Consider the following 14,267-nt stretch of genomic DNA (forward strand, 5'->3'; position numbering starts at 1 on the left):
TTGGTGCCGTCCTTGGCGGTGAACCAGAAGGATTCCATTGGTTCTGGTTCGTGCGCTCCGCCGCCCCAGGTCTGGATACGTTCGAGGACGGCCTCATTCAGGCGAGTCAACTGCGATATCTTGTCCAGTTCGTATCCGGCCGAATCGAGTGAGCCTGGGCGAACATGAATCGCAGATCCGAACTTGTCCACATTCATGCCGCTGTCCACACCCAGTTGCATCACATACTCTTCGGAAGGCTTGGACACTGTCATTCTCGCGGCAAGCAAGTAGCGCCCGTCTGACGTAATGTGGAGGTCACTATATTCGCCGTTTTCAAAATCATTGGCGATCACTCCGAGCCCTGTTCTCCAACTCAGATTGTTGCCGTTCGTGGCCACCGAGAAGATGGGCTCGCTTCCCGAAACTCCGCTCGTGAAATATAGATTCTTTGAGTCTGAAGCCCATGCGAACTCGTCGACCCAGTTGTCGAGTTTTGGAAGTAAATCTGCGAGGGTCTTCGTGGATCGGTCATACAGCATCAACCGGAACTTGTCGCTTTCGTAGCCGGCGCGGGCCTGGCTGCGCCAAGCGATGTACTTCCCGTCGGGCGAGTAGGCGGGATCGAAATTGCCGCCGGCGCTGGTGCTGATCTTTATTGGCTTGGCGGCGGGGTCGGTGAGGTCGAGCGTGTAGATCTGCGCGCTGGTGCTGGTGGCCGGCACCGGATCGGGATTTTCAGTGAAGGCCAGTTCCTTCGAATCGGGCGAGATGGAGAAGCCGCCACCACCACCGAGCGAGAAGGGCGGAACGTCGTGGGAGTCTCCGGGATTGAGGTCGCGGATTTTACCGGAGTCGAGCTGGACGAGGAACAGGTGGCTGCGCTTGGGGCCGGTGAAGTGGTTCCAGTGGCGGTAAAGGAGGGCGGTGAAGATCTGCGCCTTGACTTTGCTTTCGGCTGCGGCCTTGTTTTTATCGGCGTTGCATTTGTCGCCTTCGGCCTTGTCGAAAGTTATGGCGGGGCAATCGGGATAGACGCTCGATGTGAAGACGATGGACTGCCCATCCGGCGACCACCTGGCGTTGTCGGCCTCGGTGGCGATGGTGGTCAGCTTCTTTGCATTGCTTGTCGCGCCGGTTGGGGGGTCGAAATCGGCGAGCCAGATCTGTTGCGCGCCGTCGCGGCTGGAGAGCAACAGGATGTGTTTGCCGTCGTGCGAGAACTGCGGGCCGCTGTCGCCGGGTTGGGCGACGCTGATCTTCATGGGCTCGCCGCCTTCGATCTTCTGCAGCCAGAGCTCCGGCGTCTTCAAGTTCTTTTCGAGATCGACGGTGGTGACGGAGTAGGCCAGCCATTTGCCGTCGGGGGAGACAGCCGTCTCGCCCAGACGCTTCATCGCCATCATGTCGTCGAAAGTCATGGGGCGCTTGGACTGTGCGAAGAGGGCAGGAGACAGAAAGACAAAGAACAGGACGGAAAGCTTGATTCGGTGCATGGGTTTCCCTGTCTGCGCGAGCGGCGGCTGAACGTGGCGCGAAGGAGAAGTTTACACCGCGAATGGGCTGGAAACCTGTGTGCGGGACCCGTCTGGCTGGGTGAATCGAGGGTCCCCAGGGACAACCGCAGATCCTTCGACGCCGCCGGTCAAGGGCGACCGGCTTCGCTCAGGATGACAGTTTTGGTGGTGGTGCGGTCGGGGGTTGGGTCAGTGGTGGTGTTTGCTTCCCTCCCCGGTCCCCAAGTGCGAGGGACCGGGGGCACCCGGCACTCGGCGTCGGTTGTGGAGCGGTCAGAGGCTGGGTGAGATTCGTGGTTTCCCACCTTCGGACGATAAGGCTGTCCGAAGGATGGGGCACCCGGGTTGGTGGTTATGGACGCTACTTCTTCGGGCTGTACTCGTCGCGGAGTTTGGTCTGGCGAGTAACCATGGGGACGGCCACGCCCTGGATGTAGACCTGCTTCACGTCGGTGCGGACGTCCAGCGGGTCGCCGTTGGCGATCACCACGTTAGCCATCTTGCCCACGTCGAGCGAGCCCAGCTTGTCGCCGAAGCCGAACATGTCGGCAACGTTCTGGGTGATGGCCTTGAGGCCTTCGTCGTAAGGCAGGCCGTAGGCTACGGCGAACCCCGCGGCGTAGGGCAGGTTGCGCACGGAGTGGCTGCTGACCGGGCCTTCGCCGTCGGCGGACGAGATAGCGATTTTGACGCCGCGTTTGGCCAGTTCCGCCGGCAGGGTGTAGACCGCGTCAAAGCGCTCGTCGGCACGTGGGGCGTCGTAGATGGAGCCGATGATGACGGGCACGTGATACGCCGCAATCTTGTCGAGGACCTCCTGCGACTGGGTGACGTGATTGAGGATGACTTTGAGCTTGAACTCCTGCGCCAGGCCCATGATGACCTCGACGTCATAGCCTTCATAGACGCCGATGACCACGGGGCGCTCGCCCTTGAGGTACGGGATCAGAGCCTCGAACTTGAGATCGCGCTTGAAGGCTTTGTCGTCTTTTTTGGAGGCGGCATCGCGCTTGGCCACGTAGTCCTGGGTATCGAGGAAGGTCTGGCGGAGCTGGGTGATGAGGCCCATGCGGGTGGAGGGATAAGTGCCGAACCCGCCGCCGCGGCCGCCGCGCCTGCGCTGCTCGGCGCCGTAGTTCATGGCGAGAGCTACATCACGGCCCATGATCATCTGGTCACGATCGCGGCCATAGAGCTGGATGAAGATGTCCTGGCCGGAGATGGAGTCTTCACTTGCCGGTGCGACGACGGCATTGGTCACGCCGTTGAGGCGGGCGACGGGGATGAGCTCGGTCTCAGAGTGGAACGCGTCGTAGACATGCATGTGCGGCATAATCTCATCAGAGCGTTCGATCAGGTCATTGGTCATCTGGTCGGCGGAGATTTCAGTGAGGCCGAAGTTGGTTTCAGGGTCGATGAGGCCGGGATAGACGGTCATGCCCTTGGCATCGACGATCTGCGCATCTTTGGGGATTTTGACTTCGCCGGCTTTGCCGACGGCGGTGATTTTGCCATCGGACAGGACGAGGACGCCGTCTTCGATGGCGCCGTGGGAGACGGTGAGGAGCCTGCCGCCGGTGATGGCTATGACTTTGGGTGAATCAGTTGCCTGGCTCGGGGCAGGGAGTGAGAAGACGGCGAATGTCACTCCAAGCGCGATGGCTCCCAACGTTGCGCCGGAAAAAAGGCGCAAGGATGAGGTACGGAAGGTTTGTGGGGTTGAGGGCTGAAGGGCAACCGCAGGTCCTTCGACTCCCTTCGCTGCGCTACGGTCGCTCAGGATGACAGCGTTGTTTGGATGGCGAGATTTGCCGAAATGCAAAGATTTGAAGTTCACTGGCCGTCCTCCTGGCTGCCGATTTCGTCGTCTGATCCGAACCCGCCGCTGTCGTGCATGACTCCGGTGAAGTGCGTGGTGCCCCAGCCGGGCAGGGAAACGTCAAAGAACAGGTCGCCGTCGATGTAGACCTTTTGGGCACGGGCATAGGTGGAAAGCGGATCGTGGTTCCAGAGGACCAGGTCGGCGTCTTTACCGACGTCGATGGAACCGGTGCGGTCGTCCACGCCGATGATCCATGCGGGGTTGAGCGTGACCATGCGAATGGCTTCGTCTTCGGTGGCGCCGCCATAGTGGACCATCTTGCCGGCCTCCTGGTTGAGGCGGCGGATGTGGTCATCGGAGTCCGACTTGAGCGCAACCTTCACGCCTTCGCGCATGGAGAGGACCGCATTCCACGGAATGGCGTCGCGTGCTTCGTCTTTGAAGCCCCACCAGTCAGAGAAGGTGGCGATGCCAGTGCCGTCGGCGGCGATCTTGTCGCCTACCTTGTACATCTCGAGGGCGTGATGGAAGGCGCGGATCTTGTAGCCGTACTCCTTGGCGATGGCTTCTTCGGTGAGAAACTCGTCGGCGCGGTAGCAGTGGATCTGCACGTAGAGCTTGCCGCGGAGCACGTCGGCCAGGGCCTCAAGCTTGAGGTCGCGCTTGGGAGCGACGGCGTCCTTGTCGCCCTTCTTGACCTTGGCATCGTAGGCATCCCAATCAGCCATGTAGTGTTTGGCGTCTTCAAAGGCCATGCGCATCACTTCGAAGTTGCCCATGCGCGTGGAGGGAAGCTGGTCGCGGCTGCCGTAGACGCGTTTGGGATTCTCTCCGCTGGCGAACTTAATGGAGCCGGGCGCATTGGGGAAGAGCATGGCGTCGCGGTCGAGGCCGAACTTATTTTTGATGACCACGGCCTGCCCGCCGATCATGTTGGCGGAGCCGTGCAGCAGCAGTTCGGTGGTGACGCCGCCAGCGAGGGCGCGATAGAGATCGGCGCTGCGGTTATCGAAGGCATCGATCATGTGCATCGACGGCGTCACCGGGCTGGTGGCCTCGTTCACGTCGCCGTCGAGTGCGGAGTGCGAGTGAGGATCGATGATGCCGGGGGTGAGCCACATGCCGCTTGCATCGAGGACCTGCGCGGAAGACGGAGCGTTGACGGTGGCGCCCACGCCGGCGATCTTGCCGGCATGCACCCAGACGGAGCCGTGCTCAATGGTGCCGTGGCTGGCGGTCATGACGATAGCGTTCTTAAAAACTAAATCCTGCGGTGGCGGCTGTGTGGCGGTCTGCGCGTGTGAAGCAAGGACGCAGAGCAGGATGGGAACGGCGCAGCCCGCCTGGCGCAGGGCGCGCGCACGGTTAGGCAGAGAATCCAAGGGGAACCTCCTGAAGATGAGTGCGGTTACAAAGAGTGGGCGGAGTCGGGGAAGAATCGCGCCGGTTCGATACGGGAAAATCCTTATGCGGGATGCTACAGCATGGGGCGTGAGGTTGCCATTGATGATTACTCAGGACTCGCCGAGTATCGCGTCTGCGATGCGAGCGGCTTCAACGGCGGGGCGCACGGAGTGCACTCGAACAATGGATGCGCCATTGAGGATAGCGGCGACCATTGCGGCCAGGCTGGCGTTTTCGCGCTGGCCAACAGGAGCGGGATCGCCGTTGTGCAAAGGCGCGAGGGTGTGGGCGAGGAACGATTTGCGCGAAAGGCCCGCGAGGAGTGGGTGGCCGAGTTCGAGGAGTTGGCATTGGTGAGCGAGCAGCGCGTAGTTCTCGGCAAAGCGTTTGCCGAAGCCGTAGCCGGGGTCGAGAACCACTGCGTGGGGCGGGATTCCGGAGCTCTCGGCAAGGGAAAGGCTGTCGCTCAAGCCGTCTCGCACCATGTTCAGCACGGCGTCGGGCGCGAGGCGATCCTGGGTACGCCATTCATCGGGGCGGCCGCGGGTGTGCATCAGGATGACGCCTGCGCCCGCTTCTGCGCAGACGCGGGGCATTGCGGGATCCCAGGTGAAGCCGCTGACGTCGTTGATGATTTCGGCACCGGCGGCGAGTGCGGCATTTGCCGTGGCGGACTTGTACGTATCGATGGAGACCACTGCATCGGGGCGAGCGCGGAACAGCGATTCGAGCACAGGTAGAAGGCGAGCCTGCTCTATTTCAGGGTTCACTGCCGCGTCTACGTTCCCGGCGCGGGAGCCGGGACGGGTACTCTCGGCGCCCAGGTCCAGAATGTCGGCCCCCTCGTCGAGGCATTGCAGACAGCGAGCCACGGCAGCCTCATGAGAGAACGCCAGACCGCCGTCGCTGAAGGAGTCTGGCGTGATGTTGACCACGGCCATGACGAGGGTGCGCGCCGCCAGTTCGAGGCTGCGCGTACGCAGGCGCCATTCGGTGATTGTGCGGTGGCTGAGCATGCTCGATCGGCGACATTTCGATTCTATGGGCTGGAAAAGGGCAGTGCGGAAATGCCTGCTACACTCGCGCCATGTATTGTTCCTCACGGGCACTGGCGGTTGCGTTGTCGTGTTCTTTGATCGCAGGCCCGCTTCTGCAAGCGCAGGGTGTTGCTCGGCACAAAGCGGCAGCGCGAGCTGTGGCGAAGACGAGTGCACTGGCTGAGAGCGTGAACGCGATTCTGGCAGAGCCTGCTCTGAGCCGTTCGGAATTCGGGATCAGCGTGACGACGCTGGATGGGCAGGTGCTTTATTCCCTGAATGACGGGAAGCTGTTTGTTCCGGCATCGAATGCGAAGCTGCTGATCACGGCGGCCGCTTACGCTTTGCTGCCGGTAAAGATGCTGACGTGGACCACAAACATTGTGGCGGCCGGGGAGGTCGATTCCGCCGGTGTACTGCATGGCGACCTGGAGATTCTAGGTGCGGGCGATCCCACGCTGAGCGTGCGGAAGTATCCTTATCAGCCGCCTCCGCCACCTCCGCCGCCGGGAACGCCGCCCGCTTCTCCCGCGCCGAAGCCGCGGCCGATGGAGGTGCTCGAAGGACTGGCGCAGCAGATTGAGGAAGCCGGAGTGCGCGAAGTGACGGGCAATGTCGTAGGCGACGACAGCTTCTATCTCGACGAACCGTGGGGCGCGTCGTGGGCCTGGGATGACCTGCAGTGGGGTTACGGGGCGCCGGTGTCCGCGCTGTCGTTCAATGAAAATGAGGTAGGCCTCACAGTAGGCGGCGACGCCGATGCGGGGAAGCCGGACCAGACAGCCGTACAGTGGAATCCGCCGGTGGATTATTACCAAGTGGACAATGCCATGACCGTGGCAGCGGCCGGCGAGCAGGCGCATCCGGGCCTTGACCGCCGGCTGGGGAGCCGCATGGTGCGGGCGTTTGGCACGGCGCCGCAGAATGGATTTCACACCAATATGGCACTTGATGATGCGGCGGAGTTTACCGCAGCGGCGTTTAAGTTGGCGCTGCGAAGCCGCGGCGTCAAAGTAGACGGCGAACCGACCGCGGCGCACCGTTCTTCCATCGCAACCGGGGAGTTCTGGGCGGAGCGGTCGATGCCGATCCAGACGCTGGCGCCATCGACGGCAACCACTGTGGCCGCGCCGCTGGAGGCGCGCAAAGTGCTGGCCCATCGCACCTCTGTTCCGCTGGCCGAGGATATCAAGGTGACGAACAAGGTGAGCCAGAATCTGCATGCCGAGTTGCTGTTGCGGCTGCTGGGCAAGACGTTCGGCACGGATGGCAGCTTCGCCGAGGGCGCGCGCGTGGTGCGGCAGTTCATGGTGAACGCCGGCGTCGACGACAACGATTTTTTCCTCTACGACGGCTGCGGCATGAGTATGGATGACCGGATCGCCCCGCGCGCTTTGACTAAGCTGCTGACCTGGACCGCGCGGCAGCCGTGGGGAGAGGCCTGGCGCGAAACGATGCCGGTGGCCGGGGTGGATGGGACGCTCTCCAACAGGTTTAGGAACTCGCCGGTCGCGGGGCGTCTTTGGGGAAAGACAGGGACTCTAGCCGAAAGCAATGCCCTCTCTGGATACGTGACGACCGCCTCGGGGAAGATGCTGGCCTTCTCCATCATGGTGAACGGCCATCGTCCGGGATCGAACGAAGAGATCAAGGCTGTGGACCGCATTGCGGAGGCGCTTGCGGGAGCTGAGTAAACCCCTTAGGAGACTTGCGGATTGGAAAACATCTTCAGAGACAAAGCTTCGCATCGAATGAAATGACGGGCGTTGTGCCCGACCTCTCGCCTGGGGTTCTGAACAATATGGGAATCACGGAAGTGGTGAACGGCACTCTGCGTGGGATGGGGTGCGAAGCGGACTGTGTTCTGCTTGTGAGCCGCGACGAGCGGCAGGCGCGGCATTGCACGATATTGCAGGTGCCGGATGAAGTTCCGGATGGATACTACGAGGTCAGGTTCCGCAAACAGACAGCTTTCCTGCGTCGCCGCGATGGCCTTTGGGGGACGGGGATTGCCTGGGCGGAGATTCCGGCACGCAAAAGGACCGCGCACCCGGAGCCCTTCGTGGCTCAGTGGATGCGCACTCTGGCAGGCTAGTTCAGGCTTGGGTGCTCAGGGCGAACCAAGGCGGCAGCCGGCCTGGGCCGAGCGACCTAGTATCATCAAGGCAGATGCACACCTATAGGTCTGCTGCCTCAATTGCCGTGTTCTGCGCGGCCGGCCTTTTTATGGCTCTCGGCTGCAAGTCGCTGCCCCCCTCCAAGCCTGAATCCCAATGGACTCCGCAGGAGGCCCGCGGGGCAGTTGTGTACAAGAGCGGCTGCGCGCGCTGCCACTATCCAACCACGACGCAAGGACTGAACGGGCCCGGACTGCAGGCGATCACCAAGGTTCCAGCAATGCCCTCAGGTGCTCCGCCCACGGACGAGCGGCTGGTCAACGTCATTGTCCATGGGCGCAACATGATGCCGGGGACCCAATTGGATAGCCAGCAGATGCAGGACCTTCTGGCCTATCTGCACACGTTATGACGAACGAGCCCGAACAGCAGCCAGAGAATCAGCCCGGCCGGCCGGTACGCCGTATGCCCTTGCCGGGCGTGGCTGCGATTGCGTTCTACCTGATGATTGTGGCGGGCACGATTGCGGTGGGAGTTGTCGGCAGCCATTATCCGCCGCTGTACCTGCTGTTCTCGGTGGCGTTCCTTACTGCCAGCGCGGGGCTGATCGCATCTTTCCGCTGGGCGTGGGCACTGGGGCTGGCAGCGGTCTTCTCCCTCACCGCATACAACGCGTGGGTCTTCTCGCAGCAGCGCTCGGCGCCTGCGGCGGTGCAGGGGCTTTTGAACCTGCTGTTCTTTCTCTATCTGATACGGCCTGAGGTCCGCGCCGGGCTGCGGTAGATGACCAGTTTCATAGTTCCTGTATCTGGCCGGCTTAAGTTCAAGGTGGCGTTCTCTTGAGGAAAACGCCATTGGGCTGTTGCGGCTTCGAGGGCATAGCAACTGTGAAACCGATGCAGACATGCTCATTTGGGGCTTACGCCCGATTTGATAAGCTTCCTGCCATGTCCCTTGTGCTCCGTAAGTCTCTCGTTCCCCTGGTTCTTCTCTCTTGTGCTTCCCTGGCGGTAGCAGCCGACAGCCCGAAGAAGCGCGCCATCACGCTCGACGACCTGGCCAAGATTCAGCGAGTCGGGTCGCCGGCCGTTTCGCCCGATGGCGAGTGGGTGGTCTACTCCGTTTCACAGATCGACACCAAAGAAGACAAGTCGCAAACCCATTTGTGGATGGTGAAGTGGGACGGATCGGCCGATCTGCAGCTCACCTACGATAAGGAAGGCGAGTCGTCGCCAAAGTTTTCGCCGGACGGCAAGTACATCAGCTTCATGTCGTCCCGTCCGGGAACGGCCAAAGGCTCGCAGGTATGGGTTATGGATCGCCGCGGCGGCGAGGCGCAGCAGCTGACCGGCATCACGGATCAGGATGTTGAAGGCTATGCCTGGTCGCCCGACGGCAAGAAGCTGCTGCTGACACTGCATCCCAAGGCGGAGCCCGAGCCCGAAGAAGGCAAGAAGCCGGCGCCTCCCAAGCCCATCGTGATCGATCGGTACCGTTTCAAGCAGGATGTGCACGGCTACATCCGCAACGACGACTACGACGCGCTGTACCTCTACGACCTTGGCACCAAGAAGGCCGAGAAGCTGACTACGGACAAGAATGTCAGCGAAGAAAATGCCCAATGGTCTCCGGATGGCCAGTGGATCGCGTATGTGAGCAATCACGATCAGGATCCTGACCGCACCAACAATACGGATGTGTTCCTGGTGGCGGCGAAGGCCGGATCAGCGGCCAAAAAGCTGACCACCGAAAAGGGAGCGGACGGCGGACGGCTGGCGTGGTCGCCGGATTCGAAGTCGATTGCCTACACGCGGGGTCTGGATCTCAAGCTGTTCGAATATGCGCAGTCCAAACCGGCAGTGGTTACGGTGGACGGCAAGGTGACTTATCCGGCAACCAAGCTGGATCGTGCGGTGAGCCAGCCTATGTTCACGCCGGATGGCAAGCTGAGCTATTTGGTCAATGATGACCGCAATGAGTATCCGGCTGAGGTGGAATTTAGCGGCGAGGGCGTGAAGCGCCTTGAAGATCAGCAGGGCGTGATGCAGACCTGGGAGTCAGAGAAGGGACACATCGCCGCGCTGTACACGAATGACTCCGATCCGGCCGAAATTTATGCTCTTGAGGGCGGCAAGCTGCGCAAGCTGACCACGCACAATGATGCGTTGATGGCGGAACTCGAGCTGGTGCCGGTGGAAGACATCGCAGCCAAAAGCAAGGACGGGACGGATGTGCACGCGCTGCTGACCAAGCCGGCGGACTGGAAGCAGGGCTCGGCGGCGCCGATGATCTTGTTCATCCACGGCGGGCCGAATGGGCAGGATGCGCACTCGTTTGATTTTCTGCGCCAGTGGCTGGCTACCAAGGGATACGCGGAACTGAACGTGAACTACCGCGGCGGTTCCGGGCGCGGCCAGGATTATGCCAAGGCGATCGCAGCGGACTGGGGCCACTATGAAGTGATGGACCTGCAGGCAAGCGTGGACAAGGCAGTCTCCATGGGTGTTGCAGATGCCAACAAGATGTGCGTGACGGGCTGGAGTTATGGCGGCATCCTCACCGACTATATGATTGCTTCGACGGATCGTTTCAAGTGCGCCATCTCGGGCGCGGGGACGGCGAACACGATGTCGTTCTACGGAGTGGACCAGTACATCCTGCAGTACGACAACGAGCTCGGTCCCCCGTGGAAGAACCTGCAGACCTACATCAAGATCAGCTATCCGTTTTTCGAGGTGGATAAGCGCGTACATACGCCCACGATGTTCATGGGCGGAACGTCTGACATGAACGTGCCGTTGCTGGGCGGCGAGCAGATGTACGAAGCGCTGAAGTCGATTGGCGTTCCGACGGAACTGGTGGTGTATCCGGGGCAGTTCCACGGGTTCACGAAGCCCAGTTACGTGAAGGATCGCTACGAGCGCTGGCTGGGGTGGTGGGACAAGTACCTGAAGCCGGGGCAGACACCGCCGGCACAACCCGAAAAGAAGTAGCTTGATGAAAGACGCCCCGCATTCGATGCGGGGCGTCTTTCATTCGTTGGGAATCCTGAGCCTTGTCATCGAATCGCTCTGCAACTCATCGGCGCGATGGAACTGCGCGATCACAGCCGTAATGAAGGCGCCCACCATCAGCAGAATGCCGATGAGGATGAGGGGAACGCCGACGATCACAGGCCAGCCAGTGCTGGTGTAGTCGATGGCGAGCTTCGTCGCGGCCATTGGGATCGCGACGTTGAAACCAGCATTCCCGTGGCCCCAGGCGAAGATCAGCCACAACCCTCCTACGAGGCATACCAGGGCTGCAATCAGCCAGCGATCGGTTCTCATGGTCATCTCCTTCGCCGCGTGCCAGTCGGGGCGATTTTACCGCACTGCGCATGCGCGGGTTTGAGTGATAGCCTTCCGGGGAACAAAAAACAAGGAGCAAATCCTGTGCGTACTCCCTTGCTTCACTTTGCCACAATCCTCCTCCTTGCCGGAGGAGCTACCGCAATCGAGGGCCAGGTTCCGGTCAGAATGCCGGCACTCGCAACCGCAGCCGCAGAACCCGCAGGTCTGTCCGCCGATCCAGCCGCAAACGTCTCTGACAACGCCACCGATCCGGTAGCCGATCCAAAGGCAGTGGTCACGCTGGGCAATGCGCGGTTCACGGTATTAACTTCGCAGCTCATTCGCATGGAGTGGGCGGCGGACGGCCACTTCGAAGACCACGCCAGCTTCGTGTTTCTCAATCGCAAGCTGCCTGTGCCTAAGTTCGAGCGTGTTCTTTCAGAAGACAAAGAGAAGCTGACCATCCGTACCGCGGCTCTGACGCTGGTCTATGCGCCCAAGGCCGGGGATAAGTCGAAGCCGGACGGCAGGTTCACACCCGAGAATCTCACCATCAATCTCAGCGCGGGTGACAGGCTGGTGGTGTGGCGCCCCGGCATGGTGGACGATCAGAACCTGATGGGCACCACCCGCACACTGGACGGCGCACTCGGCGAGAAGACGCGGGAACCGGTTGAAGAGGGCCTGATTTCTCGCGCCGGCTGGGCGATGGTGGATGACTCCTCGCGGCCGCTGTTTGACTCGGCGGACTTCAGCTTTCGCCAGGGCGAGAACAGCCCGTGGCCGTGGGCGATGGAGCGCCCCGCCGGAGACCACCAGGACTGGTACTTCTTTGGCTACGGGCACGACTACAAGAGGGCACTGGGCGACTACGTTAAGGTAGCGGGCCGCATTCCTCTTCCGCCAAAGTTCGCGTTCGGCACGTGGTGGTCGCGGTACTGGGCGTATTCCGACCAGGAGATTGAGGAGATCGTTCGCGGCTTTCATGAGAATGATGTGCCGCTCGATGTCTTTGTTATCGACATGGACTGGCATCCCACGTTTGGGATGAAGTTCAGCGTGATGGACGCGAGCAATCACTCGAAGGGGTGGACCGGTTATAGCTGGAACAAGCTTCTCTTCCCTGATCCCGATCAGTTCCTGGCTAAACTGCACGCTGACAGCCTGAAGACCAGCCTGAATCTGCATCCGGCTTCAGGCATTCAGCCGTGGGAAGATGCATATCCGGCGATGGCCAAGGCCATGGGCATCGACCCCGCGACCAAGCAATACGTGCCGTTCGACATCACCGACAAGAAGTTTGCGACCAACTATTTCAACCTGGTGCTTCACCCGCTCGAGAAGCAAGGCATTGATTTCTGGTGGCTCGACTGGCAACAGGAAAAGAACACGAAGATGGAGGGCGTGAACCCGACGTGGTGGCTCAACTACCTCCACTTCACGGATCAGCAGCGCGAAGGACACCGGCCGCTGTTGTTTCACCGCTGGGGCGGACTGGGGAATCACCGCTACCAGATCGGCTTCTCCGGCGACACGGTTTCGCAATGGCCTTCACTGGCCTTCCAGCCGTGGTTTACTGCAACGGCTGCGAACGTGGGTTATGCGTACTGGAGCCACGACATCGGGGGACACATGCCGGGCGCGGTTGATCCGGAGTTGTTCACGCGGTGGGTGCAGTTCGGGGCCTTCAGTCCCATCCTGCGCACGCACACGACGAAGAACCCCGATTCGGAGCGGCGCATCTGGGCCTATCCCGAGCCGTTCTCGTCCATCCTGCGCGATACATTCCACCTGCGGTACGCGATGCAGCCGTACATCTACACGGAGGCGCGCCGCACCTATGACACCGGCGTGGCATTTCTGCGCCCTCTCTACTACGACTGGCCTGAGGCCTCGGAAGCGTACACCAGCAAAGACGAGTACCTGTTTGGCGATCACATGATTGTGGCGCCGGTGGTTACCGCCTCCGATAAAGTCACCGGCCTGGCAACCGAAGACGTGTGGCTTCCGCAGGGAGAGTGGGTTGAGTGGGCGACGGGCAAGCACCTTGCCGGCGGACAAACGTACAAGCGCAGTTTCGCCATCGACCAGATTCCCGTGTATGTGAAGGCAGGGACGATAGTCCCGATGCAGCCTCCCATGCAGTACACGGGGCAGAAGGCGGTCGATCCGTTGATTCTCAACGTCTGGCCACTGCAGTCGGGCGCCACCAGCGATTACTCGGTCTATGAAGACTCCGGCAACTCCATCGACTATCAACGCGGAGCGTTCACTCACTTGCCCATCAAGGCCACGCAAAAAGAAGACACTCTGCGCGTCGAGATCGGCCCGGTAGAGGGCAGCTTCCCGGGCATGATGCGCAACCGCGGCTATGAGCTGCGGCTTCCGGCTGACTGGCCGCCGGAGACCATCACCGTGAACGGAGCAGCGCTCCACAAAGCCGGACCTACGGGCAAAGGCGGATGGAGCTACGAGGGCGACACGCTGACCACGGTGATCGCGGTGCCTTCTGCGAGCGTCGAGTCGCGTGTGGTCATTGAAGTGCGCCGTGCGCAGGGACTCACGGCCAGACGCTCCGAGCTGGACGGCTTTGCGGGGGCGATGAGCCGGCTGCGCGGCGCCTATGAAGCCATGCACCAGACATGGCCTGTGTCGCACCCGCCCGATCCGCTGGTGGATGCAATGCAGGCGGGCGACCGCCTGGGCTATCACCCCGAAAAGGCCACGGAGGAGTTCGCGCACTTCCGCGAAACGCTGCCGCAGGCCCAGGGAGCTCTTGATGAGGCTGCCAAAGACTTCGCGCAGCGCATGAACGACTACGCCCGGAGTGTGAGCACGACTAACAAGCCCTCCGACATGGATGCCCAGAAGCAGCATCGGATGGACGCCCTGAGCCGCGCGCAGAAGCTCATCGCTGAGGCTACGGAACTGATCGCGCGCGACACCGGGAAGCAGACGGTGGCGCCGGCAGGAAAATAGAAGATCCTTCAAGAACAAAAGGGCGGGATGCGGACCTCAATCCGCATCCCGCTTTTGCGTTTCTACTCCCTTTGACCTAT

11 protein-coding genes are annotated in these 14,267 nt (G+C 61.3%); 6 read left to right on the forward strand and 5 right to left on the reverse strand.

Annotation, left to right across the window (positions count from 1 at the left end):
- From VGL22_RS20335 to folP, 4 genes are all read right to left on the reverse strand, one after another.
- Window positions 1–1,475, reverse strand: a 1,475-nt coding sequence (locus VGL22_RS20335) for a TolB family protein (RefSeq protein WP_465268793.1), incomplete at its 3' end; no start/stop codon positions are given.
- Window positions 1,476–1,857: 382 nt separating this feature from the next.
- Window positions 1,858–3,144, reverse strand: a complete 1,287-nt coding sequence (locus VGL22_RS20340; protein WP_465268794.1) for an amidohydrolase family protein — start codon at window positions 3,142–3,144, stop codon at window positions 1,858–1,860.
- 185 nt (window positions 3,145–3,329) lie between these two features.
- Window positions 3,330–4,700 (reverse strand): amidohydrolase, encoded by a 1,371-nt coding sequence (locus tag VGL22_RS20345; RefSeq protein WP_465268795.1) that lies wholly within the window; start codon window positions 4,698–4,700, stop codon window positions 3,330–3,332.
- A 132-nt stretch (window positions 4,701–4,832) separates the two neighbouring features.
- Window positions 4,833–5,738 (reverse strand): dihydropteroate synthase, encoded by a 906-nt coding sequence (gene folP, locus VGL22_RS20350; RefSeq protein WP_465268796.1) that lies wholly within the window; start codon window positions 5,736–5,738, stop codon window positions 4,833–4,835.
- 179 nt (window positions 5,739–5,917) lie between these two features.
- On the opposite strand from folP, the gene dacB reads away from it, so the two are divergent.
- The 5 genes from dacB (at window position 5,918) to VGL22_RS20375 (ending at window position 10,869) form a co-directional block, all read left to right on the forward strand.
- Entirely contained in the window at window positions 5,918–7,453 is a 1,536-nt protein-coding gene (gene dacB / locus VGL22_RS20355) for a D-alanyl-D-alanine carboxypeptidase/D-alanyl-D-alanine endopeptidase (RefSeq protein WP_465268797.1), read from the forward strand.
- 14 nt (window positions 7,454–7,467) lie between these two features.
- A complete protein-coding gene (locus VGL22_RS20360) occupies window positions 7,468–7,854 on the forward strand; it encodes a hypothetical protein (RefSeq protein WP_465268798.1) in 387 nt (128 codons plus the stop codon).
- Window positions 7,855–7,928: 74 nt separating this feature from the next.
- Window positions 7,929–8,288, forward strand: a complete 360-nt coding sequence (locus VGL22_RS20365; RefSeq protein WP_465268799.1) for a c-type cytochrome — start codon at window positions 7,929–7,931, stop codon at window positions 8,286–8,288.
- Window positions 8,285–8,659, forward strand: coding sequence for a hypothetical protein (locus tag VGL22_RS20370; protein ID WP_465268800.1), 375 nt, complete (start codon window positions 8,285–8,287; stop codon window positions 8,657–8,659). Before VGL22_RS20365 ends, VGL22_RS20370 begins: the two co-directional genes overlap by 4 nt.
- Window positions 8,660–8,823: 164 nt before the next feature.
- The gene (locus VGL22_RS20375; protein WP_465268801.1) at window positions 8,824–10,869 is read left to right on the forward strand and encodes a S9 family peptidase; all 2,046 of its coding nucleotides are present in this window, start codon (window positions 8,824–8,826) and stop codon (window positions 10,867–10,869) included.
- A gap of 39 nt (window positions 10,870–10,908) precedes the next feature.
- On the opposite strand, the gene VGL22_RS20380 is transcribed toward VGL22_RS20375, so the two are convergent.
- Window positions 10,909–11,205 carry a hypothetical protein gene (locus VGL22_RS20380; RefSeq protein ID WP_465268802.1) on the reverse strand — a complete coding sequence of 99 codons (297 nt, stop codon included), beginning with the start codon at window positions 11,203–11,205 and terminating at the stop codon, window positions 10,909–10,911.
- 105 nt (window positions 11,206–11,310) lie between these two features.
- Here VGL22_RS20380 and VGL22_RS20385 point away from each other — a divergent pair, with 105 nt between their 5' ends.
- Window positions 11,311–14,187, forward strand: a complete 2,877-nt coding sequence (locus tag VGL22_RS20385; RefSeq protein ID WP_465268803.1) for a glycoside hydrolase family 31 protein — start codon at window positions 11,311–11,313, stop codon at window positions 14,185–14,187.
- Window positions 14,188–14,267: the final 80 nt, after the last annotated feature.

It is taken from the genome of Occallatibacter sp. (genome assembly GCF_036502485.1).
In the GTDB taxonomy this organism is placed as follows: Bacteria; Acidobacteriota; Terriglobia; order Terriglobales; family Acidobacteriaceae; genus Telmatobacter.